We start from the raw sequence: 26,893 nt of genomic DNA, 5'->3' as shown, positions 1-26,893 counted from the left end.
CCCCTACATTCATATATTAATTATGTTGACACTAAGAAGTAACCAAGTTAAGGGTTTTGCCGACAGGCGGCAAAACGATAGAACAATTTTCGAACTTTGGTCAAATAATTATGCAGGAATCGCGTTGTTTGTGTGCTAGCCAAGTAGTTAAAAATATAATACTTGCCGATGAACGTTTTGTAAATCCCCAGTTTAAAATTTTTGTAATCTTCTAAAATGGTGCCACCGGCATCGCTTAGTCTACAATCATCTCACACTCCCTTTCTTCATCCACATACTGGAATTTCCCATTCCGGTACAAAAAAACCTTTCCATCTCGGAAGAGGGTTGAACAATAAATTGTCGATTGCTTGGCGGTATGGTCACCACGCATGCTGCCAGTGACAACCCCATTTATGTTAATATTTATAGTAAAATAAATTTATTTACATTATATATTACCGTTTTCCATATATACCATAATCTCATCCACGCTCACAATGACTTTGCCCTCTACCGCCGCCTTGCCGCTACCTACAACGAAACCGCGCCTTGCCTTAATCAGCGTATACTCCAGGTCAAGGCAGTCTCCCGGTGAGGCATGTCCGCAGAACTCCGCCCCCTTAATGGATGACAAAAAGCCGAGTTTGCCGCCCTGTCCCATCGCCGCCAACGCGCCCAATTGGGCCAAAGCTTCGACGATTATCGTATGCGGCATCGTCTGTTCCGCCGCTTCACCGGCGAAATACCATTCCGTTCCGGTGACTTTTTTGGTGCCCTTCGCCCATTGACCTGCTTGAATACCGGTAATACTATCCACCATCAGGAATGGATACCGGTGCGGCAGCCGATCCATTAGTCCATTGCGGTTGTCTATCATTTCCTGTCCCTGCTTTCTTTCATGTTTTATACAAAAATACAAATGGTTATGTTGACGATCACGCCACTAGCAGCTTATCTCCACTTCCATTCAACTTCCACAAGCTTCCCGCCGCGGAAGGCGCAGCGGTATATGTCAGGCATGCTGGTAGCCTTCCAGAAATCGTATCCGTAACCGGAATCAAAATAGTTCATCATCAGCGTCATAATATCGCCATGCGTACCAAGCGCAATCCGCTGCCCTTCATGCCGCCGCATTAATCCGATCAAGGAAGGAACAGCCCTGGACTGGGCGGGGCTTCGCTTGATTCGCCTCCGGGTTCCGCATACTTGAAATCTTCGAACGCTCTTCGCTTCGCCGCGACGAATTGACTAGCATTCAACGGGTGGGCATCACCGGCGATGCGGCGTTCATGGAGTTCATCAACCGTGTGCACCGTCATTCCCCTCGCGTCAGCGAGCGCTTGAACAGTCAGAATCGCCCGGGCGTACGGACTGGAATAGACATGATCGATCGGCTCCATGGCAAGCACCTCGCTGACGAGCCAAGCGTCCTTCATCCCCTGCTCAGTTAATCCCCGATCCCGTTCGCGCCCTGCCGCATATTCCGACTCCGCATGCCTGATAAAAAAGACAACGGTCTCTCGCGCTTCGTTCTCCATGTTCATTGGCATCGTCTCCTGTTCACGTGATTCGCATGGTACACGATAACATAAGACACTTCGCGTCTGAGTGCCATTTTCCCTGCCCGATCACAAAAAAGACCTCTAAAGAGGCCTGTCTCGCATTTTCAGCAAAATCACGATCATCAATGCTGCATATATTCTTCCGGAGCATCCTTGTCGGCATCATACAAATGCCCTGACCATGCCAACGCTTCCTCCCGCTCCTCGGGCAGCGTCCTGCAGCGGTTCTTCACCCACTGCTCTATGAGCCAATTCATCTCCAACGCATTTTTGGTCGGAATTTGATGCTTCGCCTTCGGGATCCAGTACAATTGGCTGTTCGGCAGGCCATGATGCAAGATAAGCGCATATTTGTGGAAGCTTCTGTCGCTCTGCCCATAGATAAGCAGTACCGGCACCTTGATATCCTGCAGCCGATCCGTGCAATTGTAGGTTAAACTATATTGGTAATATTGCCTCCAGTTGGAAATATCGCCTCTCCTGGCCGCTCGCTGAAGATTCTTATAGGTAAGGCGGCTGTCGGCGTTCCCCCATGTGATGGCCCAAGAAATAAGCGACTTGGCCTTCAAGCGCGTCAAAGCTGCCGCTCCGCGAATACGGCTGCGCATCCACATATCACTCGCTTCTGACATCGCGCTGATCAGCACGCCGCCGAGGAATCTCTCCGGGGCGGACAAGAGCGCATGCAGGGCGATCGATCCGCCGGTAGAGTAGCCGCCGACATACGCTTGCTTCACGCCCAGCTTATCCATAAGGGCGAGCATATCCTCAACGATAAGCTGATACGTGATCGGCTCATCGGACGCTCCGCTGTATCCGTGGCCCCGGATATCGAACGTTATCAGACGGAAGCTGTCAGACAATTGGGCCATCTGGTAATTGAAATTTTCCGATGTCAGTAATGGCGGATGGATCCAGATGATGGGCACCCCTTTGCCTCGCACATGATAGTGCAGGCTGACACCGTTCAAGCGGGCAATCGGCACCCCGGTCACCTCTCTCATCATAAGTGTTAGGCTCAGGGTGCCCCGTGAGAACCATGTTTATTCTTGCCTTACAGCCGGTTCAAATGCTGCACGGCCGTCTCCAGTTGATCGCAGACAGGACGCAGCGTCTCCAACCGCTTCAGATTGGCGAGCATCCCCAGTACAATGATCCTCCGCGGCTGAATCTCCATCAGCTCCTGCTCCAGCACCGCAAGCGAATCAATGGCATCCTGGTATTGTTCGGGCGGGAGACTCTGGCGGCTCAACTCTTCGCGCATTTTCTGCACGAGGACGAGTGGATGCATCGCTTTCTGCGGCTCCTGGCTGATCGCATGAAGCAGCGCCGGCCAATCCTCCTCTTTCATGAACGGTTCCGGCCGGGCTTGCAGCAGCTTTTGCGCGTTCAGATCGACCAGATCAAGCGCGTAATCACTGAGCCGATCCAGCTTCACTGTAACCTCTTCCAGTAGTAAAACATTTAAATAGGTGGAAATGATTCCATGCAACTGCAAGGTCAAATCAAGCTTGTAAGGCGAGATAGCGTTCCCGTACATATCCGTCAAATCATTCATGATGCTCCGGGTGTTATCAAGACTGACCTGCTGCAGAAATTGGTGGATCTCTTTATTGGCGAATCCGGCATTTTCCCGCATTTGCATCGTGGTGAACTCGGGATATTCGGACAACATCACCATATGAACTTCGATCTTCTTCTTCATCCGTTCACGAGGCGTCAATAACGGATCCCGTTCAATGATCTGCATCCGATCATAGAGCAGCCGGTAATAATATTTGAATATGCTCAACAACAGTTCTTCTTTGGACGCATAGTGCTGATATACGCTGCCCTTGGACATTTTGCAATATTGGGCTATCTCCTGCATCGTCGTCTGCACATAGCCCTGCGTAGCAAACAGCTTCATCGCCGACTGCAAAATATGCTTCTTTTTATCCGCTGAACGATCCTCCATAACTATTGATGCCCCCTGTAATTACTGTTCCGCGCATGAGAATATGACCTATCGTAACGAAAAAGCCCCCCCGCTTGCAATCAACTCCCTCACATGGACGCCGTCGAGGATGGAACCTCCTCCTTCCCGGTTCGCTTCCAGCTTGCGAGAATCATCGTGCTGAGCAATAAAATCGCGGCTCCGAATAAATAAGGCATATTGGTATTCACGTCATACAAAATTCCGGCAATCGACGGCCCGATAATATTGCCCAGACTCATATACGCCGTATTCATGCCGGCGACAAAGCCTTGTTCGTTGCCTGCCATTTTGGAAAGCAGCGTATTCAGCGCCGGCCGAATGATCGCGGTAGCGTCAAAGAACAGCAGCGTTACGGCAAAAATCGCTCCGAACTGCCGGACAAAGAGCGTCAATACCATCGATCCCCCGGCCAGGATGAAGGAAGCATGCAGCACCTTCTTCTCGCCGAAGCGGCGGAGCAGACGATCAATCAGAACCGCCTGCACGATAACCCCAATCAGGGCCCCGAACGTAATAATAAGCGAGATTTGCTTCGGAGTGAAACCGAGCTTGCCGTCGAAGTATAACCCGAATATCGATTCGAAATTTTGCAGGCCGAATGACATCGTAAAAACAAGCGCAAGCAGCACAAAATACGGCGCCTTAAAGGAAGCTAGAAATTGCTGCACCATAGTCGGCCGCGGCCCGTTCTTGCTCGCCTGTATCGCGCTCCGCTTCTCCGGAGGCAGCGTCTCGGGCAGGAATATCAGGGAGAGCAGCGTTCCAGCGACGGCTAACCCGGCAGCGAAGTAGAAGGGAACGCGAATGCCGTATTCCGCGAGCAGGTCCCCCGATGCCCGGACCGATGACCACCCCCAGCGTCATGGAGGCGCCGAACAGTCCCATCCCCTTGGCCCGTTCATCCTCGGTCGTAATATCGGCAATATACGCCATCATGGGCGAGGTTAACAAGGCCGCCCCCAAGCCGCCGAGAAGACGGGACACATACAGCATCCACATCTGATCCGCGAAGGCGAACACAATTTGTGACAAAGCAAATATGCCGACCCCGCTTACAATCAATATTTTGCGGCCGTATTTATCTGACTATTCCCCTGCAATCGGGGAGAACAGGAATTGGGTCAACCCAAAAGCGGCAACCAGGTAGCCCATCGCCTGCCCTCCACCGCCGAATTCCTGCAAAAAAGAAGGCAAGATGGGGATGATCAACCCCATTCCTACCATTGTCACGAACATGTTCATCATCAAGATGACCAATGGTCCGTTGTACTTCCGCCTTGCTTGCGACATCTCTCTCGTCTGTCCTTCTGTTGATTCGCTGCCTGGGCTAGCGTGAGTCCAGCGTCCCCCGCAAAATCGGTACCCATTAGTTCTTAAAATGACCATTGGGTCGATAATATTCTACCTCAGCAAGCTCGCTCAAGTCAAAAGGTTCCTAAATAGCTTCCCGGACACTGACGCCACAAAAAAAGAACCGCATTCGCGGCTCTTGCAAAGGAATTCAAGCGGCCGGACTACAGCAAGCTTTGCAGCAGTCCCTTATCTTCTTCTTTATCTACATGTCCGACTAGGCGGTCAAGCCGGCTGATCTGGTGGCCGTATTCATATAAGGACGCAGCCACAATCGACAACCGCAGCACTCCTTCCGGTCCATTCTCACCGTACTGCAGCGCCTCGGTCATGAAGCGTTCGTTCTCCCGCTCCAGATTGGCAATCTCGCCGCTGTCGGGCTTGACCTTGTCCTCGAACTTCAGCAGGACATGCTCATGGCACTTAATGAGCAGCTCCAGATGGCGATCGAAGAACAGATCGGATTCCTTCGTCCGGGCCGACTGGAAATAATGCTCCTCGATGATATTCAGCACCTCGATGCCTTTGCGCAGCGTATTCAATAGCTGCTTGTACACGACGATGCGGCGCGTATGCCGGTATTTGGCCCGCTTCAGTTTCTTCGTCTCCTCCTCGAAGAGCTTGTATTTGTCCGAGATCGATTTCAAGGAATCCTCCAACCCCTGCTTCTCGACGCGGAACGCGCTCTCCTTCATCTCATCCGAGATGGCGGTGCGCAGCAGAAGCGACATCCGGCTGAATACATTCTGAATCTGCCCGATAAATTGCGCCTGCGGATTCGGCGGAAAGAACAAAATATTGATTAGAAATGCCGAACCGATACCAATTAAAGTCAGCGAGAACCGTCCAAGCGCGAAGTCCCATTGCCCCGATGCTTCCATGACCGAGATGACGGTGACCAGCGTCAGCCCTACCGTCTCCTCCATCTTCATTTTAAGACAGATAATGATAACCACGATGCATACAATCCCGACCGCAATCGGCTCATTCGAGAACGCCATCCCGGCCAGCAGGGCAATCGCGGCCCCCAGTGTATTTGTCTGCAGTTGATCGAGAAAATAACGCCATGACCGGTAGATGGACGGCTGCATGGCGAAGATGGCCGCTACGGCGGCAATCACCGGCGTTTTGAATTGAAAATATTGACTGATGTATAAGGCGAGAGTAACGGCAATCCCCGTCTTCAACACCCGGGCGCCAAAAGCCATGGCCCCCCTCCTTCCTCCTATCCTATCCATATGGACAGATCTCCATCATATGCCTTGTATGGACAAGGTTTTATTTTATCTGATTTTATTGTAAAAGCAAGTCCTGAAGGCGGCAAGATGCTTCTATCCGTTCCGCCTCAGACGACGACAAAAAGCCTTCATGCCGGATGTCCGGTTAGAAGGCCTAAGTCCGCATTTCTGCTTTTATAATTGGATCTCCTGCTTCAAGTACGCCTTTTGTTCGGTCACCAGCCAGAATTCGACCGTATAGGTTTGACCCGGCTTCAGATTCACAGGCTCACGGTATGTCAACGATTTCCCGGGAAGGACCGTCTCCTCTCCCATTACGGTTAAATAAACTTTGTCCTTCGAGGCCTGATATACCACTCTGCCCGCCGAGTCGCTTACCTTCACATCATAGCGCTGCGAGGAGCCGAACGGAAGAACCATCTCTTCATGCGATACATTGGTTACGGTGAACGTCAGCAGCGCCTCTCCTTGCTTGCTGCGGCCCACCTCCAGCTTGGACTCCAGCTGCGGAAGCTGGACAGCCTGCTGGAACTGCTTCGCGAGCTTCTTGGCCGCTAGCTCCGAGATCGGCTCACGGAAGTCAAGCTCCCCTGTCACGAGCGACAGGGATACGGCCGCATGAATATAGCGGTCCGCCCAGGCCGAGCTCTTGTACGGCGATGACTTCGCCTCATCGAACGCCGGCGCGGCAATCTCGTCAAGCTGGTATGCCCGTACGAGCGCAGCGATCAGCTCCTGATAGGTTACGCTTCGATCCGGCTGGAAATGAGTGGCGTCTGTTCCCTTCATAAGCCCCGCTTCGATGACGGCGGGAATGGCCCCTTGGGCCGTGGCCCAGTGATCGGCCGCATCCGCGAATGACGAACTTGTCGTCTTCGTATCCAGACCGAAGAGCTCGGTCAGCAGGACCGCCATATCAGCCCGGCTCAGCTCGTTGATCGCTGCTTCTATGTTGTCGGGCTTAATCGTCTGGGGTTCAGCGTGTGCTCCTGCCGGAAGCGCCATCATGCCGGCAATGAACAATCCAAGGGCAAGCGTGCTTATCTGCTTCATCTCAATCTACTCCCTTCGCGAATATCGGAATGAATGCATGAACGCATCCTCCTATATTTTACCTGACGAACTGCAGGCATCGGAAGTTGCAGTAATCAAGAATATAATGCCCTTTCAGAGCCAGCGTCAACCGGAACGCGACAAAACAGCGGCACCTTCCCCCGGTGCCGCTGCAGCTATGCGCTATTTTCTTGTTAGCCGGTAAACGCTTGAACCCATACGCCATTGTAGTACGCGACCCCAATCGCTGTATAGTTAGCATTCAAAATGTTTTGGCGATGACCTTGGCTGTTCATCCAAGCGTTCATAACATCTTCAGGCGTCCGCTGGCCTTTGGCAATGTTCTCGCCAGCAGTGCGGTATTGAACTCCCTGCGCTCTCATCAGATCGAACGGCGAACCAAGTGTCGGCGATTGATGGTCAAAATAGTTGTTGTCATACATATCTTGCGCCTTAATCATCGCTACCTTCGTCAGCTTCTCATCCGATTTAAGGGGATTCAGGCCGGCTTTGGCCCGTTCCTTGTTGACCAGATCCACCACTTGATTCGCGAAGTCGGACTTCTCCGTTGTCGTGCCATTATCTGTGCCTGGCGCTGGCTCGGCCGGCTTCGGTTCAGCAGGAGCAGGCGCCGGCTTGTTGACCACGCTGCCTGGATCTTGATCCGACGGCTGCTGGCTGCCGTTATTGGCTTGGTTATTCCATTCCTTCACCAGATTGTCCAACCAAGATTGCCAATCCGCGGACTTCGACGGATCCGGAATGACGGCCTTCGTATTGACACCATTGACGTTGACCATATAGCAATTCGGGCTTTGCGCCTGCACCGCATCTGTCTGCGGCGCCGCGAAGGCGGAACCGGCCACCATGATCGGAGCTAGTGCAATGGCACTGGTTACTGCGACGATTTTGAGTGTATTCTTCATAAATTGCATCTCTCCCTTTGCCGCCTACGAGGTTAGCTGTCGGGTTCGGGTCAAAGAGGTCACCCCTGACGCAAATGCGCCTTCACCCCAGAAGTTGGTTCCCCCGCGCTCTTCCGAGCTTCGGCTTGATTCGATTACGTACAGATCGTAACACGAATAGTAGGAGCGATCATGCTATAATATATGGCACTAGATTAATATTTTGTTACCTCTTTGTAACCTTTTTGACACCTAAAAAAGGTTGCTAGCGCCGCACTTCCCGAGCCTCTGCATCCCGAGAATCATGCTGCTCCGCGATCTTCGAGCATTTAGACTACCCTCGTTGATATAAAAACTATCCATCCTCCACCATCACTATCTACCAAAAATCACCAAACTGTATTATAGTAAAATTCGGATCTTCGAATTGATGATATAGAGGGGCCTATGATTATTCGAATTATTTTGGGACTGCTGATCGCCGCCGTCGTCGCTACGCTATGGCTCCTAGGCACACCGAGCCTGCTCACATCCTTGCTGCTGTACATTCTGGTGTACCGTTGAGACTCCTTCATCGAATGCCTGCGAACATGCGATTACCAGGCTTCCGGCTCGCGCGCTTCCTGGTAATGAGAAGTGTCGCCATGCAGTAGAATGCTGGCTTGCCCGTCCTTGAACTGCAGCTTGCACAGACATGCCGGATGAATGTAGGGAAGCTCCCACAGCAGATGAAGAGGGCGGTTCTCCGCGTAAGCCATCAATAGCTTCACTACGACCGTATGAGTCACTATCAAGACCGATTGGCCCGGATGGTCACGCACAATGGTCAATAGCCGCTCTAGAGCCCGCTCCCGAACCTCATGGAATGTCTCGCCACCTTCAATCCTGAATTGGCCCGGGTTTTTCCAGAACAGATCGTATTGATCCGGATCCCGCTCCTGCACTGACGCCTGCGTCTGTCCTTCCCATACGCCAAGATGAATCTCCTTCAGATCGTCGCAGCGCTGAACCGGAACATCGCGCTCCCACCGTATCAACTCGGCGGTCCGGTACGCCCTTCCGCTGGAACTCGCATATATCGCATCGATAGTCTCATGCCGCAGCGCCTCACCCAGCCAGACCGCTTGGCGGACACCCAGCTCGGTCAAGGGAGAATCCTGATGCCCCTGCATTCGATGCTCCAGGTTCCACTCCGTCTGACCGTGGCGCACGAGATAAATGATCGTTGATTTCATAACTTTTCTCCTCTCTGCCATGTTCAAGCATGCTCTGGCAGCGTTCAACGCTGATAAGTAACCCAGGCAGGCACGGGCTCGAACGGGGAAAAATCAAGCACTTGCTCGCCAAGCAGCGCTACATACGATGAGGGCTCCTTCATCAGTTGAAGCTGCGTCAGATCCTGCTGCACCCAGCGGATATTCGCTCCGGCCGGAGTCTTGCGGCGGGCTTGCTCCAGCATACCCGCATGCAGATCCACTCCAATCACGGAATAACCCGCCTCCGCCAGCGGAATGGCGGTTCGCCCCGTTCCGCAGGCCAGATCCAGTACCGGCTTCCCCTCTATTTCCAGTTTCTTAGCCCATGCGAGAACCATCGGCAGCTCAGGATTGCCCTGATTTTCGAGATCATATAATGTCGGATCTTCATATTCGGATAAATCCCAGTCCATCATGGTCATCAGTTCACCCCTTCACATATAAATCGTACCTGTGCTGGCAGGACGCTTCAGTGACGCTATCCCTTCTGTTCCTGCATTCCTTGCCGCACAAGCTCCAGCCAAGGTTCACTGGCTTCAGGGGAGCAGGCAATCAAGTATGGCTCCTTGCACATCGTGCGGAACGGCCGGCCCTGGAAGTCCATCACCTGTCCGCCCGCTTCCTGGACCATCAATACGCCGGAATACAGATCCTCCCCTTCGGAATTATAGAGCACGATGGCGTCGATCATGCCTCTGGCGAGCATGCACCACACCAGCGTCGGCGCCCACAGGCTGAGCATCCGCTTGCAGGACTGATCCAGCTTCTGCCGTAATTGGACAGCCGTCTGTTCATGCCCCACAGCGTGTCCCTGAATCCAGCCGGCTGTCGCTCGATGCAGCTCGCGATCATGCCTCCGCATTCGAACAAGCTCACCATTCAGGGTCATCCCTTCTCCCTTGACGGCAATGTAGAGCCGGTCAGGTATCGGCTCAAAAATGACTCCAAGCATAGGCTCTTCCCGGTACAACAGCGTAATCGAGACGGCAAAGACCGGGAGACCAATCACATAATTATTCGTACCGTCCAGCGGATCAACGAGCCAAAGCCAGTCGCTATCCTGTCCCAGTTGGCCTGCCTCTTCGCTAAGGATGCGGTGATCCGGAAATTTCCGTTCGATCGCTTCCACGATGGCCTGTTCCGCTTCATAATCGGCCTCCGTCACGACATCGCCGGCATCTCCTTTCTCATCCACCTTGTACAACGTGTCGAAGCGCCGTGCGATGATCGCCCCGGCCGCTTGCACCGCGCTTACCGCCACCTCTTTGGCTTCATGCAATAACGTTCTGTTCATTCCGCACCTCACTGGACGTCGTTATTTCCCCCGGTTCTTCACTGCACATCAAACCGGGAAGACTCTAAGAAATCAGGAATAATTTGCCGATGAATTCGCCGTCCGGAATATCGATTTGTTCCCCAGGGCAAGCATGGACTTCATTTATCTACCGAATTCGTGCAAGCCGTCCTGCCGGTAAGCATTGAAGTTTTCGATCAGCCATACGAGCCTGACCGGCCGTACGCATATGCCTAATTCCTCGGCAAATTCCCTGATGACAGCCTCTTCTGTTGGCTCATTCCACTCCGCTCTGCCTCCGGTAGAACCCATGCATCCCCTGACTTGTTGCGCTGCATCAGCACCTTCCCGTCATGGATCAGCACTCCCGCCACTCTGAGCAGGAAGGAACCGTCCCGATGAGACCATGCAATCATGTTATGTCTCCTTTGTCATCATATTCGTCGCCCATAAACACCAGGCACCGCTGCTCGCGATATGTACACAATAACAATAGTCTTCATACTCCGCAAATCCAGGTTGAAAGTCAAGGAATGTCTGGAAGGGCCAGTCTTCGGTGGAATTCCACGAGGAGAAACAAGATAAGGAAGAAGATGACGATCAAGGAGATGACAAGGAGAAGAATTGACGAACAGGTCAAAAAGATGAAGAGAGCGCACATGGCAGTGCGTCTCTCTTCTGCACTGGAGCAAGGCTCCTATTACCCTTCCGGATGAATCTCATACGTGCAAGTGAACCGTTCCACACCCGGATAGGCTTCGCCCCGGCTCTCAATCATAAATCCGATATTCCGGTAAAAATCGACCGCTTCCTCATCGGTCTCGGCCTTGACGACATCCGGTTGCTCCTGATGAATGAGCTCCAAGATCATGCCCCTGCCGAATCCTGCGCCTCGCAGCTCCGGATGGACGGCGAGATGAAGAATCTCGATCTCCTTCCCATGCTTCCGGATGCCGACGATGCCTACAATCTCGCCTTCGCTCTCATACCCCCACAACTCATCTCCGGGATGCTGCTCATACGTCTTCAATACAGCTTCCACCTTGTCCGGGTCGGGAAATACACATAGCTCGATGAGATTGCGAATGACCGCCTCCCGCAGCCGTGGCTTTACATTAATGAACATTCTTACATTCCTCCTGCTAACCTAGTCAATTCCGCGCCAGCGTGCGCACGAGCGGAATGAACCAATCCGTCACTTCAGGGAACTCGAATCCGGCTTCCCGCGCCCGGCGATTATCCATATACCAATGATCCGGAACGCCGAATGGCGAACGGTTCCCCTCCGCCGGCGGCTCCACGATCGCCGTTCTCCCGACAGCCTCTTCCACGATGGCAAGGATGCGATCGAGCGACAGCTCTCCGTTGGAGCAAGCATTGATTGGTCCCGCTTCGGTCTGATCCTTCAGCCAGTACAGGAACGAAGCCGCTTCATCCGAGCTGATGAACGACATCTTCGCCTCCCGGTTCGGGATGCCAATCGGCTCCCCCTGCCGGATGCGGTCCACGTGGAAATGAAGCCGCCGCGTATAATCATCTTCCCCCAGCACGATCGGAAATCGGACCGCATGCACCGGGAAATCGGACCGCTGGAAGAATACGGCCTCCGCCTGCCGCTTGCCTTCGCCATAGTCTACCTCGCTTTCCGGATCCATCTCATAAGGATAACGATGGGGATCGAAATTCGCTTCCGGATGAGCGGCGGAAGCGCAGCCGTATACCGACAACGTCGAGGTGAAAATATAATTCTTCACTTTCCCCACGAAGAGTTCGCATGCCATCAGCGCTTCCCGCGGCGTATAACAGATGTTGTCATAGACCGCATCCCAGACCTGCTCTCCGATCGCTGCCTGGAGCGAGTCGCGGTCCTTGCGATCCGCCTGGACGCGGAGAACCCGATCGCCGAACGGATCCGGTGTCACCCCGCGCGTGGCAATCGTTACTTCGGCACCACTGTCCAGCAGCTTGTGCACCAGCTTTTTGCCGAAAAATCTCGTTCCGCCAAGCACTAATATTTTCACCTTATCCCTCCGTTACCAGATGATTTTGGTCCATTCCGTAATATGCTTTCCTAGCATACACGGCCTATGTAGATATGCCTAGAACTTGTCCCCATTCACAGGCTCGAGCGGCTTGCCGATGATGCGGGGTCCGGATAATCGATGCGGCAGATCCAACTGACATCCTTATGTAATTGGCGCTCCTATCCGCAGTGCCATATCGGATGTTCCGCATTCCGGGAACCTCCTTTATGTTCGGCCGCGTCGGGCGGCACCCGGCCTCAGCCGAACCGCAGTATCTTCCCGCGGCCGGAGCGTCTGCTCGCTGCCGAAGCCTGCGTGTGCTGCCATTGCTGCAGCGGCTGCCAGGACATCAATTTGATTCCTTCCCGGGCCAACGCCTCCCGAACGACCGGGTCGGACGCGATACGATATTCCATTTCCCGCTTCACTTGCTGCTTCCGGAGAGAGGGCGGAGCAGAGAACCGTTCCGGATGAAGCGTCCATTGGGTAATCCCCGGCTTCAGTTCCGCCAAGGCGCGGACAACACCCTCACGGTAGCTCTCATAGGTCTCTTCCTCCTCCAGCCCGTAAGCGTCAGGCAGCAGATCATCGATCAATGCAATATTTCGCTCCCCAGCCTCGTGAATCATATATTCGAACCTTCTCCGTTGGTCTTGGGTCAGGAAGGACTGCTGCACAATGTTGCGCGGCAGCAGAAAAGGCAGCTCATACGTGTCGCATAGATCGAATATGACATCAAGGAAGTCATTGCCGGTGAACAACCCCAACACGCTGCCTTGGTGACTGTCAAGATGGGTCGGCTGCAGCCCTTGCTTCAAGGCCCATTCAATCTGATTGGCCAGTTCATGCCGAACCTCATAGGGGTCACCCTGCTTCTCCAGCTGCGAGACACTGTCGCGGAATCGTCCATTGTCCAGCAGTGTCGGAACCCGATCCGGCGCCGAGCGCGGCCGGTAGCCTCCCGTCAGTGTCAGATGAATGCCAATCGCTGGAGCTTGACCGGCTACGGGTACGGCCCGCTTGGCGGCAGCCAGACTATGCTCGGCGACGGTAATCAGCGAAGCGGAAGTCACCGCCCCTCTCTCCAGCAGCTCGAACGCTGCCTCGTTCGCTTCGGCGGATCGGCCCGCATCGTCTGCCTGTATAATCAGAATCCGGTCTTCGGATGAATATCCCAGAATGCTTATCATGCTCTATGTATCCCCTTTGTTGGCGTAGTGACCAGGCGCGTTGCCTGTCATCATGTCATACGCAGGAGACTGCCTTACGTTTCCTGCATTACGATAACTTTTCCTTGGAAAAATTACGAAGCCCTTGTCGCGATCTCAACTGATGAGCCGGACGATAGAGGCGATCCAATAGGCCGCCGGGACCAGCAGCAGCTGCGCGAGCAAGGTGCCGAAGAAGCGCGAGAACATCAGCACCGCATAGATACGGCCCAGCCGGCCGCGCTCTTCGGGATGCTGAAGCGCCTTATCCGTAATCAGTCCGAGCTGCGGATCGATGAAAATGGTCAGCAAGATGGTCGCCATTCCGTTGATAAGCCCCGATGATTGGGAAGCGGTCGTACTGAACTCCGGAACGAGATAGGCCGCATACAGTGACGCGAGCACGCCTACCGTATAGATCGCAGTGACCACGATATTCAACAGAATGAACCGCTTCGGAATTCCCAAATACCGAAGACTGACCAGCATGGACCAGGTCGGTCTGCGGATGTAGCTCTTCGTCCGCCTCAACTGTCCGATCGTAACCCCAGACAGCAGCTTCGGGATCGAGCCTGCCACCTCCAGCCGAGCGATAATCCGCGTGAACAGCTGCACGAAGGTCGGGAATACCGCGATCGCGAGCAGCGTCCCGGCCGAAGCCGCCACCAGCGTGAACCTCAGATAGGGCAGCGGATCGAACTCCGGATGGTGCTTGGCGTAATCAATGAAATTGGCGGTGAACGGCGCTTGAATCAGGTTGGCCGTGCGCGCCACGAGCACGACGATGCCGGTCAGGGACAAGGCGACCGCGAGCTTGCCGAGCCGGACACCCGCGAAGCGGATCGAGTAGGACAGCGTCTCGGACGCATGAATAACCAAAGTAAGAATAAACACAATCACTAGCGTATACGTCAACGGCATCACTCCGAACAGACAATAAGATTAAATGCATCATGGTTGCTCAAATTTCCGCTTCCCGGCTATTGACGATCGTCCCGGGACAGCTCCGTTATATCGCGCTGGCTCGGAACCCTCCTTCTCCGCCAACATCGATTGTCAAAAATAAGTCGCCATCAGCTTATTCACCCAGGCCGGTACTTGCGGATTGGCGGGCGAGTCGAAGGCCGGGAAATGCGGCTTCACATCAAGCACCGGCGTATAGTCTATCGCGTCTAGCCCCTGCACCCGAATGATCGCTCCTTCAATATCAATCAGCTTCGCGCACGTAATGCCGATTGGATTGGGCCGATGCTTCGCCCGCTGCGCAAAAATACCGATGTCCGGCATATCGGAGCGGCCCTGCGGTCTGCGGACCAGGTCGCCGCCGGCATCGAAGGTAGATCGATCCATATAATATACGACAAGGATATGAGAAAATTCCTGCAATCCAATGAGCCCGTCCGCATACTCCTGGCGCAGATGAATCTCGGCAACAACTGGCCCCCAGTTCTCATCTACCCCTTCCTTCACGGCGGAATGAACGATGCCTATTGGCTCGATCTTCATTTCACTACCTCCCTGCATCGCCTTCTCTAACACGAAGAACCGATCACATTATACCATTATTTCGTCCGGGGTCATGGCGGAAGTTCCAGCTGTTCCCCCTCCTGCAACACACAAAGACCACATGGGCTCTTCGCACATGTGGTCTTCCATTCCCGCGGATAGTCCATTGTCCCGCGCCTACAGCTTCGTATCATCTACCTCATTCAACCACTGTTCGATAACGCCGATGACCGAAGCTACGCATCCGTCCTCGAACGGCGAGATGAGGCCGGCTACGGCGACGAGTCCGGTGAAGGACTGGCTGCCGCCAGATTGGCACAGCTTCAAATAATCGGCCCATGCCGCCTTGTAATCTTCATTCATGCGCTTCCAGAACTGGAAGGCACAGATTTGGGCCAGCGTGTAATCAATATAGTAGAACGGCATCTGGAAAATATGTCCCTGCTTATGCCAGAACCCGCCGCGCTCCAAGTAATCAATGCCTTCGTAATTTCGGTGCGGCAAATATTTTCGTTCGATATCGCGCCAAGCCGCTTTCCGCTCTGCCGGCGTCGCGTCCGGATTTTCGTAGACGAAATGCTGGAACTCATCGACCGATACACCGTATGGCAGGAAGAGCAGGGACGATGACAAATGATCGAATTTATACTTCTCCGTCTCCTCTTCGAAGAACAGGTTCATCCATGGCCAAGTGAAGAACTCCATGCTCATGGAATGAATCTCGGCCGCCTCGAATGTCGGCCAATTGTATTCCGGCACCTTGAAATGTCTGCTCTCGTAGACTTGGAAGGCATGCCCGGCTTCGTGGGTCAACACATCGATATCGCCCGAAGTTCCGTTGAAGTTGGAGAAAATGAACGGCGCCCCGTATTCGCTCAAATAGGTGCAGTAGCCTCCGCTCTGCTTGCCTTTTTTGCTGACCAGATCCATCAGCCCGTTCTCAATCATGAACGTGAAGAATTCGTTCATCTCCGGCGACAATTCGGCATACATCTTCGCCCCGTTCGCGATAATCCACTCCGGATCGCCCTTCGGCGTCGCATTCCCCGTCTTGAAGCTGAGACCTTCGTCGTAGAAGCGCAGCGTATCGACGCCAATCCGGTTGCGCTGGCGCTCGCGCAGCTTGGTCGCTATCGGCACGATACCATCCAACACCTGCTTGCGGAAGTTGGCGACCATCTCGGCATTATAATCGGTGCGGCACATCCGCGCATAACCCATCTCCACGAAGTTCGCATACCCCAGCTTCTTCGCCATCTTCGTGCGCACCTTCACCAGCTCGTCATAGATCCGGTCGAACTCCGACTCATGCTCCGCCATGAACTGGTAACGCGCTTCGAACGCGCGCTGCCTCAATTCCCGATCCGGCGACTGCTCGAACGGCGTCAACTGCGCCAGCGTGCGCTCCTCTCCTTCGAATGGAATCTTGGCCGATGCGATCAGCTTGTTATATTCCGTCGCCAGCTTGTTCTCCTGCTGCAGATCTTCAATGATGTCAGGATGGAACGTCTTCACCGACAGCTCCGCCAGTTGGAACAATTGGGTGCCCCATTTCTGTTCCAGCTCAGCCCGGAATTTAGATCCGGTCAATGCCTTGTAGTAATCTGTTATGTATTCCTGGAACATCGGCGTGATCTCGTCCATATAATCCTGCTCCGCCTTGTAGAACTCATCATTCGTATCGATAGAATGACGGATTCCGACGAGCTGAATCTGGGTATCGAACACGCTTCGCAGCTTGTTGATGGCCTCCATGGCCCGATCCTGCTCTTCAAGGCTCTCCGCCGCGTTGAATGCCTGCAGATGCTGCTTGAACTGCTTGCCGATCTCCGCGATATCGGGTCGCTCATAACGATACTCGCTAAATGTCATGCCCTTACACAACCTTTCAAAGGTAGTCTTACTCCTCCATTATACTGAACAACCCGCCCCGATTACTATGCCTAAGGGAGGAAAACTTATGCAGGCGCGCCAATCGCCCTTCGCCTTGACCCACCGACGATATGAAACAAGCCCAACACGGCGTTCCCTTCTCTGAAGAACGACCCCGTGGCGTCCGGCAGGAGTTGTAATTATACTCCCCGTCCAGCTCCGATTCGAGGAAATTGCCGTCATCGGTATTCCATTTCCGGTAGCTGACCGGCTTGAATTGCCCGTCTGTCTCGTCCTTGTACAGGAAGTCCGGCAGCAGCCCCGTCGATGCAATCGATTTATGTACAGAAGCTCTCCTCCAACGCGCATTCGGCTTGCTCGCCTCACTGAACATTTCCGTTCTCGAAGAAAGCGGATACAAAATAAAATGAAGACAAAATCTGATGAACGATTGCCTTCGCAGCATCCTATGCCCTCTCCGCATCAGCTCCTTTCCTGCGTCACATCCGCCGTCCGGCCGTCTCTTTTCAGTCTAATGCCGACATAATGCTCCGCGACAGGAGGGCGCTCAAAAAAGGGCTGCAACAGAATGCTCCATTCTAGGTAGGATTCCGATGCGGTAAAGCCCGGCATATGATCCTTGAACGAATTCCACTGGACGATCATAATGTACTTATCCGCAACCTCCACACATTTATGGAGCTCGTGCTTCATATAGCCCGGGCGCTCCGCCAAAATCGCCGACGCTTCCCGAAAGCTGCTCTCGAAGTCGTTCGCCGTTCCTGGCTTGACATAGAACGTCGTCATATGCACAATCATCTTCTCACCCCTTCCTTATTGCTTATATGCGCCTCCACGCCGCTGCACGACATGCTAATGCTGTCAAGCGTTCACATCAGTTATCGCGGGAACGTGAATTTCTTTTATGCAAGCCACTTTGGATAGATTTACGATACACTTGACTAGCGCAACGATGTCTTGAACCGGAATCCGTGTGCCGTCGTATTCGGCAATCGCCTTTTCGGCGCCTTCTTCATAGGGGATTTCTGCGGCAAGCTCCCCCGGATTGATGCAGGTGACGGCAATCCCGTCTTCACGAACATGTTCCCGCAAGGCATGGGCGATGCCACGCAAGCCGAATTTGGAAGCGACGAACGATACCTGCGGATTATTCGTGTTATCCAGGCCTGCAGTCGATCCAATCAAAATCATCTTGCCGGCTTGCGACCGTCTAAGATGCGGCAACAACGCTTGAATGCATGTGATCGTCGAGGTGATATTCACCTGAATGATATTGGCGATATCAGCCGGCTCATCCCGATCGAAGCTATAATGACCCTCGAAGCCTTCTTTTTCCCATATCCCGACATTATAAATAAGGACATCTATCGTCTCGCTCCTCACTGCCTCTGCCACGATGCTGACGGCATCCTGTTGTGACAAGTCTGCCGCGATCCAGTGTTTTTGAACGCCGTCAACCAAATCGATGCTGTCCGGCCTGCTTCGGGATACAATCCATACTTGGTCTCCCCGCTCGGGAACCCCCTTGACGAAAGCATCTCCCAGCCCTTTGCTGGCTCCGAAAATAATATAATTTCGCAATGGTCAGTCTCCTTTTATTATATATTTAAGCGCTTTTATACTATTACTACTCGCATGATCTCCTTCTACAGTACCATATTCACCCAAATTCGGAATGTCATTTCCTCCTCCTTAAGATTCATACCCCAATTAATCGGAGGAGGCGGACAAATATTACATTTGATCAAAAAATGGATGCAAAAAAGTTGTCGTTGGCGGGAAATACGGAGAGACGGGCGATTTACGGCAGGTGTTTAAAAAGGGGGCGGAACAGAGAACTCCCGGGCTAGACGGCCTTCTGCATGCGGACCGGAGCAGGAATCCAGTTGCAGAAGGCCAAAAGGAGCAACGCCGACGGCGGCGGCCGCAATGCCGGTCACTCGCCCGGCGGGCTTGATTCACCCTAGCGCTCAACGGCGCTGCACAGTATCGGTTCGCCCGCGGAAGACCCGGTGCCGCGGCAGCTTGTGCAGTGGCTCTGCGGCCCTTCGGGGTGAGCGGCCGTAGCCCGTTTTGGCGTCGTGCCGAAACTGTCGGGATAAGGGAAAAATACGTGTTCCGTTCCGTTGCGCGTGCTGCAGCTCGGACAAGACTTATATTTTCCGTCGCTGCTCCATTGCGACGCATTCAACGGTTTTTCGCATGATGTACAAATAAATGGCTTCATGGAAGCAGTACCACCTTTCTCTATGTATCCTTTTCATGTGAAGAGAATCACCTGAACCAACAGGTTATCTCGGCACGAAGAAGGCTGCTCCTTTGTACATTGTACATGGAACAGCCTGGAATAGGAATCAATATTTGCGCAGGGAAATCGGCCCCCAACCGAACCAGCGCTCCCGCACCGCATTGGCGATTCGTCCGAACAGCGTCTCAATAGCCTGGGACGAATCTCCCAGCATGCGGACGCCGAAGCCGGGAATGATGAGCTCCGACATCCCGATACAGCCTATCCGGTTCAGATCGAGCGTCTCGGCCAACTCCTCGATGAACGTGTGGGTCGCAAGCGGACCGATGACGAACAGCGATCCGACATGCGTATGCCCGTCCATGCGGCCAAGTCCGCGAATCGGCTGCTCGCCGGGGCGCAGCCTCAGATGATCGAACAGCACGGGCACCCCGTCCATCTCAATCATCGTCTTCAACGTAATCTCATCATACGAGAAATGCGCTCCATCCGGGGACCAGCCCGGGGTTACGATTTCTCCCAGAATAAGCGCTGCGCTTCGATCCATCCGGATTTCGGTCTGCTGCCGGTACCGGGAGCCCCGGTAGGCAATGACCGAATCGGGCAGCCACTCCAGGTAGCTGCCTGCCTCCAGCGCGATGCGCGTCAATTGGAACACCGGCTCCTTTGGTGTGCGATAGATTTTGGTGGACGATTGCGTCGTCATCAGTGCGGACGCGCCTTCCCCGAGCTCCAGCTCCATCCGGTACCGGTCCCCGCCGACATATCCACCGCCCGGATTCATGACATAATAAGACACTTGGCCGCTTCCGTCCGGGTAGATGGGACGGGCGATTTTGTATGCCCCCTGATGATATTGGCGGGAAGCGGCTGAACGGCCGCCCCGATGTTCAACCTTCAGCTCCAGTTGGCCTGTCCAGGACGCCATCTTACTCCAAGCCGGACAGCAGGGCATGTTTTTCAATCCAGGCGACGACTTCATCGAGCCCCTGCTCATTCTTCAGATTCGTGAAAAAAAACGGTTTATTGCCGCGGAACATCAGCGTGTCCGCCTCCATCACCTTCAGATCCGCGCCGACATAAGGAGCCAGGTCCGTTTTATTAATAATGAACAAATCGGATTTAATCATGCCTTGTCCGCCTTTGCGCGGAATCTTCTCCCCCTGGGCCACGTCGATAATATAGATGGAGAAGTCGACGAGCTCGGGGCTGAACGTCGCGGCCAGATTGTCGCCGCCGCTCTCGACGAAGATGATCTCCAGATCCGGATGGCGGGACAGCAGCTCATCGATCGCCGCGAAATTCATCGATGCATCCTCCCGAATCGCGGTATGCGGGCAGCCGCCCGTCTCCACGCCGATAATTCGGTCCTCCGGCAGAACGCCGGTGCGCATTAGAATCTTTGCGTCTTCCTTCGTATAAATATCATTCGTGATAACAGCCATGCTGTACTGCCCCTGCATTCTGCGAGTGATCTTTTCGACCAGCATCGTTTTGCCTGCACCTACAGGGCCGCCTACGCCGATTTTAATCAGACTCAACTTGCATCACTTCCTTATATGTAAATTTGCTCCTCCGTCCAGGCTGCCCTCAGGACATGAACAGCCGGATATGAAGCTGCTCATGCCTCATCTGGGCGCATTCCAGACCGGGCACGACGACGCCGAGATCGTCGATCGTCAGCGTCTGCACCTGATGTGCGGCCTGCTCAAGCAGCGGCTGTAGCTCCCAGAGCAGCTTCTGCCCGTCCGTCTGGCCGAGCGGAATCGCCCGCACCCCGTTCTGCACCATTCCGGAGACGGACGAGTACAGACAAGACAGGACGGCCGTTTCCTTCCCGACGCCGACGTGGAATGCCATCATAGCGAAAGCTATGGCCGGATGCCCGAACGATTCCTTTGCGGCCAGCCGCTTGCTGTATTGCGCCAGATTTGGCGAATCGTACAGATCGGTTGCCAGCTTCACCATTCTCTCTCCGATACGGCGAATGCCGTCCCGCGTTTCCCGCGGCATGCACTGGATCGCCATCAGCCGATCCAGGCGCCATATCTCTTCCAGCTCATTTTCCTCCAGCTCATTATCCTCCGGCTCGTTTGCCTCAAGCGCATCTCCCATCAGTTCATTTGCATACAGCTCATTTACATTCAGCACATTCCCCTCCAGCGCTTCATAGGCAAGACGGCAAGCCAGCAGATCATTGTATACCAACTGCTCGAGCACATACGCCTCCAACCAGAGCTTGAACGACGCCTTGCCTGTGACTTCGCCGGTCTGCATATACGTCTCGAGGCCGAACGAATGATTGAACGCGCCCGACGGGAAGTTCGAATCACACCACTGCAGCAGCGTGAACAACGAGCTAGTGCTTATGTCCGACATGGCGAAACGCTTTCTTCATTTTCTTGTTCTCGCGGGCAAAAGGAATACCGTCCTGCGTTAACTGTTCCTCCACCAGATAATCATACTGGACGACCATCGCATTACCCTCGAACTGCGCCGGCAAATGGCGGTTGCCCAGCTTATGGGCGATCTCGCCCATCTCCCGGATCGAGCGGGGGTGAATGACAAGCACATCATCCGGCATCACTTCGATCACGATCATATTTTTGTCATCCATATACAGAATGTCTCCGTCCTTGAGCTCGGTCCGCTGCGTGAGCCGAATACCAATCTCGTTGCCGTGATCCGTCGTCACCCGTTGAATCGTCTTCAACATGTCTTCGCTCGCCATAAATACTTTTTCGATATGACGGCCTGTCCGCTCTTCGGGGCTCAAATCGGCCAAACGGCCGGCGATTTGTTCGATAATCATAGATTCACCTCATCCTCGTTATGTGTCAGAACAAGAAATACCGCTGCGCCATCGGCACCACATCTACCGGCTCGCAAGTCAGCAGTTCTCCGTTCACCCGCACCTCATAGGTCTGCGGATCGACGAAAATATCCGGCGTCTCTCCGTTCAACGCCATATCCCACTTCGTGATGCGGCGAATGCCGCGCACCGGCAGTACGATCTTGTTCAGGCCCAGCTTCCCGGGCACATCCTCGTCAAGGGCCGCCTGGGAAATAAAGGTAACCGAGCTGCGGCCAAGCGCCTTGCCTACCACCGCATACATCGGGCGGTAATTATACGGCTGCGGCGTCGGAATCGAGGCATTGGCGTCCCCCATCAAGCTCATGACGACGAAGCCATTCTTCAACACAAGCTCCGGCTTCACTCCGAAAAAGGCCGGGTTCCACAGCACCAGATCAGCCATTTTCCCGACTTCGATCGAACCGACGTAATCAGCGATGCCATGCGTCAGTGCCGGGTTAATCGTATATTTCGCCACGTACCGTCTCACCCGGTAGTTGTCTCCTACCATGCCGGCATCCTCTGCCAGCTTGCCGCGCTGCTTCTTCATCTTGTCCGCCGTCTGCCACGTCCGCGTGACAACTTCCCCGACGCGGCCCATCGCCTGCGAATCGGAGCTAACCATACTGAATACGCCGATATCATGCAAAATATCTTCCGCCGCAATCGTCTCGGCGCGAATCCGGGAATCCGCGAAGGACACATCCTCCGGCACGCTCGGAACGAGATGGTGGCAGACCATCAGCATATCCAGATGCTCGTCCACCGTATTTACCGTGAACGGGCGGGTCGGATTGGTCGAGCTCGGCAGAACATTGGCGAGGCCGGCCATTTTGATCATGTCCGGCGCATGGCCCCCGCCGGCGCCCTCGGTATGATACGTGTGAATGATGCGGCCGCGGATGGCGGCAATCGTATCTTCCACGAACCCGCCCTCGTTAAGCGTATCAGAGTGGAGTGCGACCTGAACGTCATATTTGTCAGCGACACGAAGCGCATGATCAATGGCGGATGCCGTCGCTCCCCAATCCTCGTGCACCTTCAAGCCGATGGCTCCGGCACGAATCTGTTCAGCCATCGGCTCCTCCGTTGCTCCGCTTCCCTTGCCCAGGAAGCCGACATTGATAGGCAGCCCTTCAGAGGCTTCCAGCATCCGGTGCATGTTCCATTGCCCCGGGGTGCAGGTCGTCGCCTTCGAGCCCTCAGCCGGGCCGGTGCCGCCTCCGATCAAGGTCGTTAAGCCGGAGGCCAGAGCATGCTCGACCTGCGCCGGATTAATAAAATGAACATGCGTATCAATGCCCCCCGCCGTGACAACCAGCCCCTCAGCGGCGAGAATTTCCGTGCTCGCCCCGATAATCAGATCGACCCCATCCATGACGAGCGGATTGCCGCTCTTACCGATTCCGGCGATTTTTCCGTCGCGGATCCCGATATCCGCTTTATAGATGCCTGTATAATCGACGATAATTGCGTTCGTGATCACCAGATCCATCGCGCCCTCATGGCGGGTAATCAGCGGATGCTGGCCCATTCCGTCGCGGATCGACTTGCCGCCGCCGAACTTCGCCTCATCCCCGTATCGAGTGAAGTCCTTCTCAATCTCGATGAACAAATCCGTATCCGCCAAGCGGACCGCATCGCCGACCGTTGGTCCGTACATGTCCGCATACTGGCGCCTGCTCATGCGAAAACTCATGATAATGTCTCCTTCTTCTTTGTCTCGGACTCACGCTGCTCGAAATCTTTGCCAATCGTATTCAATACGACCCGCTCATCCAGCGATCCATCCGTCTTGTTGTTCAAACCATATACATGTCGCGTTCCCGTAAATGGCACGAGCTCAACATCCTTCCGGTCCCCTGGCTCGAAGCGGACGGCTGCGCCCGACGGAATATTGAGATGCATGCCGTAGGCCAGCTCCCGTTCAAATTGAAATGCGCTGTTCGCTTCATAGAAATGAAAATGCGATCCGACTTGAATCGGCCGATCGCCGAGATTCAGCACCGAGACGGTAATCGGGCTGCGCCCCTCATTGCAAACGATTTCATCGCCCCGTAAAATAAATTCACCTGGTTTCAAGCGTTACTCCTCCTTCAACGTGAACAGGATACAAGCGGCATTTCCATTTCCACTCCCTATGCCAGACTACCGTATCGGCTCATGCACCGTGACCAGCTTCGTTCCGTCAGGGAACGTCGCTTCAACCTGAATATCAGGAATCATTTCCGCTATCCCATCCATGACATCATCCCGTGTAAGGATGGTCGCACCCTCACTCATTAACTGCGCGACGGTTTTTCCATCCCGCGCGCCTTCGATAATTTCATATGTAATCAAAGCGATGGCCTCCGGATAATTCAACTTCAAGCCGCGATCTTTGCGTCTGCGGGCCAGATCGGCTGCGACCACAATCATCAGCTTTTCCTGTTCCCGAGGTGTCAATCTCATATATGCTCCTCCCGTTCCGTTGTCATTCTGATGAAAATGTGCCCGAAAAAAAGAAATGGACACTTCATTCTTTCATGAAACCTGTCCATAAAGTTTCACGTTTTTGCATTTTAATACACTGGGTGAACAGCTTCAGGCGGCTCCTTACATGTCTGAACGGCAAAGTAAGGCAGTCGAAGCTGCCGTTGTTGGAAATGATTCAATGTTATCGCAAAAGGGTTGGCTACAATGAGGTTATCGAGTTGCAAGCCATTGTCAAAAAGAATCGGCTTTAAGCCGTGAAGAGAAGAACTAACAATGATGAACGAGCATTAGGTGAAGGAGGGACAACTCATTCATCGAATCAAGTGAGGACAATGATCTAGTCGATCGTTACCTTCATTCTATTAAAAAGACAAATGAAATTAAAGCGTTGTAAATTGACAAAACGAACAAAATACGCTGTCTTCCGCCGTTAAAACAGAACTTTTCCTCCGCTCTCATCCGCGATTGCGTTTTTTCATCCATTTAAGCAAATTTTTCCCCTGACGCTCGACACTACCCGGTATCTGATCCCGGACAAAACAATACGATTCGTGCTCCACTGCCTCAGCTCTTTTTCACCGTGACCCATCATCTTGGTGCCCTTGTTTTCACTATCCCATCATCTCAGTTTCCTATGGCATCCGTCACCTATCATCCTGACGCCCTCTTATCTTCACTATCCCATCCAGTCAGTTTAATACCGCTATGTTGAGCACAACCTTGATGCTCTTTTTTTCCGTATCCCACCATCTCTGTCCCTTTGCATCGTTACCTATCATTAGCGCTCTTATCTTCACTATCCCGTTGCATCAGTCCCCCTTTAACTAAGGCTATATGTTCTTTATTATTTGATGGCGAAATTAAATCTGCTTCCTGTCTTAAGGGGATAGTGAAGTAATATGGTCATAAAGGATAGTGCACGATTTGGAAGAAGAGAATTTTTCCTTGAATTACCGATTTATGCTAGACACAAGAACTAATGTTCGGTATAATTAAACTAGAGGGAACATTTGTTCTCGTTTATTTCTGTATTTCATAAAGATAAGGAGGTTGTCTTGATGTGCAATTGGGAGTCTATCGAGAATATAGAGCAATTAGAGCACCATTTCCCTACGGAATCGGCCTGTGCTGCATTTCTCACCCAACTGAAATGGCCACAAGGCTTTATCTGCCCTCGGTGCAGGCATGGTCGTGCCTATCTAATCCAAACCCGCCGGCTCCCTCTCCATCAATGCAGCGCCTGCGGATATCAGGCCTCCATCACAACGGGAACCATCATGGAGGGCAGCCGCACGTCCCTACGGAAGTGGCTTATCGCGCTGTGGCTCGTCTCCCGTTCAGATACAGGAATTAACGCTGTTCAACTGCGCTCGATCATTCAAGTCACCTACAAGACAGCTTGGTTAATCCTGCATAAGATTAGAGCTGTAATCAGTCACAGCGACGCCAATCACCCCCTTCCTGGCATAGTTCAGGGCATTGTGGCGTTCTACGGACGTTCCATCCCGTCTCCCATCCAGCTTCATCCGAAAGAATGTCCATTGATTATCGCCGAATCGGTGACGGGTTCTTCAGCCTATATTGGCAAATTAAAAATGAAGAAAGTCGATCCAAAACATTGTAGCAAAAAACTTTTGCTGCCAATCGGCTGTGACCATTTTGCAGCATGGCATGCGGAAAATGCAGGCGAAACCTATATCAACCGCTTCCATATCCAAGTACGCCGGAACAGCCGCTTATATCAGACCTTCCGTCAAGCTTGGCGCTGGATGAACGATACATTTCACGGGATTGGATCAAAATATTTGCAGGCTTATTTGGACGAATATTGCTTTCGATATAATGCCCGCGTTGAGCACGACTGCACCATGCAGCAGCTTCTTCATCTGTGCATGTCGATAGCTATCCGGCCACTCCTTCCTGGCCACTCCATACATTCTCTTCGTAGTCGGCCATACACTCGGAAGGCGGCTTAATTTTGGCGCTCTCATGCATCTTATGAACTCTATATCTCGTCATCCTCCATAGTCATAAGAGCCACTTTATTCCGATTTTTCGGTAATATGA

Annotated in this window: 31 protein-coding genes, 1 pseudogene and 1 riboswitch; of the genes and pseudogenes, 1 reads left to right on the top strand and 31 read right to left on the bottom strand. The window is 53.4% G+C overall.

Annotated features, from left to right (window positions below; genetic code table 11):
• Nucleotides 1-430 precede the first annotated feature (430 nt).
• The 31 genes and pseudogenes from DQX05_RS15720 to DQX05_RS15580 form a co-directional block, all read right to left on the bottom strand.
• The gene (locus tag DQX05_RS15720) at nt 431-859 is read right to left on the bottom strand and encodes a hotdog family protein (protein ID WP_119794498.1); all 429 of its coding nucleotides are present in this window, start codon (nt 857-859) and stop codon (nt 431-433) included.
• A 74-nt stretch (nt 860-933) separates the two neighbouring features.
• Nucleotides 934-1,128, bottom strand: coding sequence for a hypothetical protein (locus tag DQX05_RS32165; protein WP_259392028.1), 195 nt, complete (start codon nt 1,126-1,128; stop codon nt 934-936).
• A complete protein-coding gene (locus DQX05_RS15715; protein WP_259392026.1) occupies nt 1,125-1,526 on the bottom strand; it encodes a histidine phosphatase family protein in 402 nt (133 codons plus the stop codon). The genes DQX05_RS32165 and DQX05_RS15715 overlap by 4 nt, the downstream gene beginning before the upstream one ends.
• A 140-nt stretch (nt 1,527-1,666) precedes the next feature.
• Nucleotides 1,667-2,551 carry an alpha/beta fold hydrolase gene (locus DQX05_RS15710; protein WP_259392025.1) on the bottom strand — a complete coding sequence of 295 codons (885 nt, stop codon included), beginning with the start codon at nt 2,549-2,551 and terminating at the stop codon, nt 1,667-1,669.
• Nucleotides 2,552-2,598: 47 nt separating this feature from the next.
• Complete coding sequence (locus DQX05_RS15705; protein ID WP_119794496.1) at nt 2,599-3,501, bottom strand: TetR/AcrR family transcriptional regulator; 903 nt, start codon at nt 3,499-3,501, stop codon at nt 2,599-2,601.
• Nucleotides 3,502-3,590: 89 nt separating this feature from the next.
• Nucleotides 3,591-4,812, bottom strand: a pseudogene (locus tag DQX05_RS15700) (MFS transporter).
• Between the two features lie 224 nt (nt 4,813-5,036).
• Nucleotides 5,037-6,080 carry an FUSC family protein gene (locus tag DQX05_RS15695; RefSeq protein WP_119794495.1) on the bottom strand — a complete coding sequence of 348 codons (1,044 nt, stop codon included), beginning with the start codon at nt 6,078-6,080 and terminating at the stop codon, nt 5,037-5,039.
• A gap of 204 nt (nt 6,081-6,284) precedes the next feature.
• Nucleotides 6,285-7,163, bottom strand: a complete 879-nt coding sequence (locus tag DQX05_RS15690; protein WP_119794494.1) for a BsuPI-related putative proteinase inhibitor — start codon at nt 7,161-7,163, stop codon at nt 6,285-6,287.
• A gap of 194 nt (nt 7,164-7,357) precedes the next feature.
• Nucleotides 7,358-8,089, bottom strand: a complete 732-nt coding sequence (locus DQX05_RS15685) for a CAP domain-containing protein (RefSeq protein ID WP_119794493.1) — start codon at nt 8,087-8,089, stop codon at nt 7,358-7,360.
• A gap of 6 nt (nt 8,090-8,095) precedes the next feature.
• Nucleotides 8,096-8,225: riboswitch (cyclic di-AMP (ydaO/yuaA leader) on the bottom strand.
• 439 nt (nt 8,226-8,664) lie between these two features.
• Nucleotides 8,665-9,303: a histidine phosphatase family protein gene (locus DQX05_RS15680; protein WP_119794492.1), complete on the bottom strand. Its 639-nt coding sequence runs from the start codon at nt 9,301-9,303 to the stop codon at nt 8,665-8,667.
• Nucleotides 9,304-9,347: 44 nt separating this feature from the next.
• Nucleotides 9,348-9,746 carry a class I SAM-dependent methyltransferase gene (locus DQX05_RS15675; protein WP_259392024.1) on the bottom strand — a complete coding sequence of 133 codons (399 nt, stop codon included), beginning with the start codon at nt 9,744-9,746 and terminating at the stop codon, nt 9,348-9,350.
• A 56-nt stretch (nt 9,747-9,802) separates the two neighbouring features.
• Nucleotides 9,803-10,618 (bottom strand): inositol monophosphatase family protein, encoded by an 816-nt coding sequence (locus tag DQX05_RS15670; RefSeq protein ID WP_119794491.1) that lies wholly within the window; start codon nt 10,616-10,618, stop codon nt 9,803-9,805.
• Between the two features lie 144 nt (nt 10,619-10,762).
• On the bottom strand, nt 10,763-10,930 hold the full coding sequence (locus tag DQX05_RS33190) for an NUDIX domain-containing protein (protein WP_119794490.1): 168 nt from the start codon (nt 10,928-10,930) through the stop codon (nt 10,763-10,765).
• Nucleotides 10,852-11,034, bottom strand: coding sequence for an NUDIX hydrolase (locus DQX05_RS30850; protein ID WP_182914779.1), 183 nt, complete (start codon nt 11,032-11,034; stop codon nt 10,852-10,854). Before DQX05_RS30850 ends, DQX05_RS33190 begins: the two co-directional genes overlap by 79 nt.
• A gap of 284 nt (nt 11,035-11,318) precedes the next feature.
• Nucleotides 11,319-11,744 carry a GNAT family N-acetyltransferase gene (locus tag DQX05_RS15655; protein WP_119794489.1) on the bottom strand — a complete coding sequence of 142 codons (426 nt, stop codon included), beginning with the start codon at nt 11,742-11,744 and terminating at the stop codon, nt 11,319-11,321.
• Between the two features lie 25 nt (nt 11,745-11,769).
• Nucleotides 11,770-12,639: an NAD-dependent epimerase/dehydratase family protein gene (locus tag DQX05_RS15650; RefSeq protein ID WP_182914775.1), complete on the bottom strand. Its 870-nt coding sequence runs from the start codon at nt 12,637-12,639 to the stop codon at nt 11,770-11,772.
• Between the two features lie 260 nt (nt 12,640-12,899).
• Nucleotides 12,900-13,832, bottom strand: coding sequence for a carbohydrate deacetylase (locus DQX05_RS15645; RefSeq protein WP_119794488.1), 933 nt, complete (start codon nt 13,830-13,832; stop codon nt 12,900-12,902).
• A 135-nt stretch (nt 13,833-13,967) separates the two neighbouring features.
• Entirely contained in the window at nt 13,968-14,771 is an 804-nt protein-coding gene (locus tag DQX05_RS15640; protein ID WP_373994923.1) for a lipid II flippase Amj family protein, read from the bottom strand.
• A gap of 135 nt (nt 14,772-14,906) precedes the next feature.
• The gene (tsaA, locus tag DQX05_RS15635) at nt 14,907-15,356 is read right to left on the bottom strand and encodes a tRNA (N6-threonylcarbamoyladenosine(37)-N6)-methyltransferase TrmO (RefSeq protein ID WP_119794487.1); all 450 of its coding nucleotides are present in this window, start codon (nt 15,354-15,356) and stop codon (nt 14,907-14,909) included.
• A 177-nt stretch (nt 15,357-15,533) separates the two neighbouring features.
• Nucleotides 15,534-17,228, bottom strand: a complete 1,695-nt coding sequence (locus DQX05_RS15630) for a M3 family oligoendopeptidase (RefSeq protein ID WP_119794486.1) — start codon at nt 17,226-17,228, stop codon at nt 15,534-15,536.
• 28 nt (nt 17,229-17,256) lie between these two features.
• Nucleotides 17,257-17,694, bottom strand: coding sequence for a hypothetical protein (locus tag DQX05_RS30845; protein WP_182914774.1), 438 nt, complete (start codon nt 17,692-17,694; stop codon nt 17,257-17,259).
• A gap of 17 nt (nt 17,695-17,711) precedes the next feature.
• The gene (locus DQX05_RS15620; RefSeq protein WP_119794485.1) at nt 17,712-18,047 is read right to left on the bottom strand and encodes an antibiotic biosynthesis monooxygenase family protein; all 336 of its coding nucleotides are present in this window, start codon (nt 18,045-18,047) and stop codon (nt 17,712-17,714) included.
• A gap of 63 nt (nt 18,048-18,110) precedes the next feature.
• Nucleotides 18,111-18,830 (bottom strand): SDR family NAD(P)-dependent oxidoreductase, encoded by a 720-nt coding sequence (locus DQX05_RS15615; RefSeq protein ID WP_119794484.1) that lies wholly within the window; start codon nt 18,828-18,830, stop codon nt 18,111-18,113.
• A 382-nt stretch (nt 18,831-19,212) separates the two neighbouring features.
• Nucleotides 19,213-19,476, bottom strand: coding sequence for a hypothetical protein (locus tag DQX05_RS30335; RefSeq protein WP_147385194.1), 264 nt, complete (start codon nt 19,474-19,476; stop codon nt 19,213-19,215).
• Between the two features lie 127 nt (nt 19,477-19,603).
• Nucleotides 19,604-20,479: an urease accessory protein UreD gene (locus tag DQX05_RS15610; RefSeq protein WP_259392022.1), complete on the bottom strand. Its 876-nt coding sequence runs from the start codon at nt 20,477-20,479 to the stop codon at nt 19,604-19,606.
• Nucleotides 20,427-21,038 (bottom strand): urease accessory protein UreG, encoded by a 612-nt coding sequence (gene ureG / locus DQX05_RS15605; RefSeq protein WP_119794482.1) that lies wholly within the window; start codon nt 21,036-21,038, stop codon nt 20,427-20,429. The genes DQX05_RS15610 and ureG overlap by 53 nt, the downstream gene beginning before the upstream one ends.
• A 49-nt stretch (nt 21,039-21,087) precedes the next feature.
• Nucleotides 21,088-21,876, bottom strand: a complete 789-nt coding sequence (locus tag DQX05_RS15600; protein WP_119794481.1) for an urease accessory protein UreF — start codon at nt 21,874-21,876, stop codon at nt 21,088-21,090.
• Entirely contained in the window at nt 21,857-22,309 is a 453-nt protein-coding gene (gene ureE / locus DQX05_RS15595; RefSeq protein ID WP_119794480.1) for an urease accessory protein UreE, read from the bottom strand. The genes DQX05_RS15600 and ureE overlap by 20 nt, the downstream gene beginning before the upstream one ends.
• A 25-nt stretch (nt 22,310-22,334) precedes the next feature.
• Nucleotides 22,335-24,050, bottom strand: coding sequence for an urease subunit alpha (gene ureC, locus DQX05_RS15590; protein WP_119794479.1), 1,716 nt, complete (start codon nt 24,048-24,050; stop codon nt 22,335-22,337).
• A complete protein-coding gene (locus DQX05_RS15585; RefSeq protein WP_119794478.1) occupies nt 24,047-24,433 on the bottom strand; it encodes an urease subunit beta in 387 nt (128 codons plus the stop codon). The genes ureC and DQX05_RS15585 overlap by 4 nt, the downstream gene beginning before the upstream one ends.
• Nucleotides 24,434-24,499: 66 nt before the next feature.
• Complete coding sequence (locus tag DQX05_RS15580; protein WP_119794477.1) at nt 24,500-24,802, bottom strand: urease subunit gamma; 303 nt, start codon at nt 24,800-24,802, stop codon at nt 24,500-24,502.
• A gap of 1,082 nt (nt 24,803-25,884) precedes the next feature.
• Here DQX05_RS15580 and DQX05_RS15570 point away from each other — a divergent pair.
• Complete coding sequence (locus DQX05_RS15570; protein ID WP_119794475.1) at nt 25,885-26,802, top strand: transposase; 918 nt, start codon at nt 25,885-25,887, stop codon at nt 26,800-26,802.
• The last annotated feature ends 91 nt before the right edge of the window (nt 26,803-26,893 follow it).

Source organism: Paenibacillus thiaminolyticus, from assembly GCF_003591545.1.
Lineage (GTDB): Bacteria > Bacillota > Bacilli > Paenibacillales > Paenibacillaceae > Paenibacillus_B > Paenibacillus_B thiaminolyticus_A.
Note: the sequence above shows the minus strand (reverse complement) of the source record. Positions and strands in the feature narration are given on the sequence as shown.

Bases quoted from the DNA above. Each gene is read 5' to 3' on its own strand.
- DQX05_RS33190 (WP_119794490.1), bottom strand. From the start codon at position 10,930: ATGGGTTCTACCGGAGGCAGAGCGGAGTGGAATGAGCCAACAGAAGAG.
- DQX05_RS15610 (WP_259392022.1), bottom strand. From the start codon at position 20,479: ATGAAGTCGTCGCCTGGATTGAAAAACATGCCCTGCTGTCCGGCTTGG.
- DQX05_RS15645 (WP_119794488.1), bottom strand. From the start codon at position 13,832: ATGATAAGCATTCTGGGATATTCATCCGAAGACCGGATTCTGATTATA.
- DQX05_RS15705 (WP_119794496.1), bottom strand. From the start codon at position 3,501: ATGGAGGATCGTTCAGCGGATAAAAAGAAGCATATTTTGCAGTCGGCG.
- tsaA (WP_119794487.1), bottom strand. From the start codon at position 15,356: ATGAAGATCGAGCCAATAGGCATCGTTCATTCCGCCGTGAAGGAAGGG.
- DQX05_RS30850 (WP_182914779.1), bottom strand. From the start codon at position 11,034: ATGATTGCATGGTCTCATCGGGACGGTTCCTTCCTGCTCAGAGTGGCG.
- DQX05_RS15675 (WP_259392024.1), bottom strand. From the start codon at position 9,746: ATGACCATGATGGACTGGGATTTATCCGAATATGAAGATCCGACATTA.
- DQX05_RS15580 (WP_119794477.1), bottom strand. From the start codon at position 24,802: ATGAGATTGACACCTCGGGAACAGGAAAAGCTGATGATTGTGGTCGCA.
- ureC (WP_119794479.1), bottom strand. From the start codon at position 24,050: ATGAGTTTTCGCATGAGCAGGCGCCAGTATGCGGACATGTACGGACCA.
- ureE (WP_119794480.1), bottom strand. From the start codon at position 22,309: ATGATTATCGAACAAATCGCCGGCCGTTTGGCCGATTTGAGCCCCGAA.
- DQX05_RS15655 (WP_119794489.1), bottom strand. From the start codon at position 11,744: ATGTTCATTAATGTAAAGCCACGGCTGCGGGAGGCGGTCATTCGCAAT.
- DQX05_RS30335 (WP_147385194.1), bottom strand. From the start codon at position 19,476: ATGAAGCCATTTATTTGTACATCATGCGAAAAACCGTTGAATGCGTCG.
- DQX05_RS15600 (WP_119794481.1), bottom strand. From the start codon at position 21,876: ATGTCGGACATAAGCACTAGCTCGTTGTTCACGCTGCTGCAGTGGTGT.
- DQX05_RS15640 (WP_373994923.1), bottom strand. From the start codon at position 14,771: ATGCCGTTGACGTATACGCTAGTGATTGTGTTTATTCTTACTTTGGTT.
- DQX05_RS15685 (WP_119794493.1), bottom strand. From the start codon at position 8,089: ATGAAGAATACACTCAAAATCGTCGCAGTAACCAGTGCCATTGCACTA.
- DQX05_RS15620 (WP_119794485.1), bottom strand. From the start codon at position 18,047: ATGATTGTGCATATGACGACGTTCTATGTCAAGCCAGGAACGGCGAAC.
- DQX05_RS15710 (WP_259392025.1), bottom strand. From the start codon at position 2,551: ATGATGAGAGAGGTGACCGGGGTGCCGATTGCCCGCTTGAACGGTGTC.
- DQX05_RS15690 (WP_119794494.1), bottom strand. From the start codon at position 7,163: ATGAAGCAGATAAGCACGCTTGCCCTTGGATTGTTCATTGCCGGCATG.
- DQX05_RS30845 (WP_182914774.1), bottom strand. From the start codon at position 17,694: ATGCTGCGAAGGCAATCGTTCATCAGATTTTGTCTTCATTTTATTTTG.
- DQX05_RS15570 (WP_119794475.1), top strand. From the start codon at position 25,885: ATGTGCAATTGGGAGTCTATCGAGAATATAGAGCAATTAGAGCACCAT.
- DQX05_RS15680 (WP_119794492.1), bottom strand. From the start codon at position 9,303: ATGAAATCAACGATCATTTATCTCGTGCGCCACGGTCAGACGGAGTGG.
- DQX05_RS15670 (WP_119794491.1), bottom strand. From the start codon at position 10,618: ATGAACAGAACGTTATTGCATGAAGCCAAAGAGGTGGCGGTAAGCGCG.
- DQX05_RS15630 (WP_119794486.1), bottom strand. From the start codon at position 17,228: ATGACATTTAGCGAGTATCGTTATGAGCGACCCGATATCGCGGAGATC.
- DQX05_RS15715 (WP_259392026.1), bottom strand. From the start codon at position 1,526: ATGAACATGGAGAACGAAGCGCGAGAGACCGTTGTCTTTTTTATCAGG.
- DQX05_RS15720 (WP_119794498.1), bottom strand. From the start codon at position 859: ATGATAGACAACCGCAATGGACTAATGGATCGGCTGCCGCACCGGTAT.
- DQX05_RS15695 (WP_119794495.1), bottom strand. From the start codon at position 6,080: ATGGCTTTTGGCGCCCGGGTGTTGAAGACGGGGATTGCCGTTACTCTC.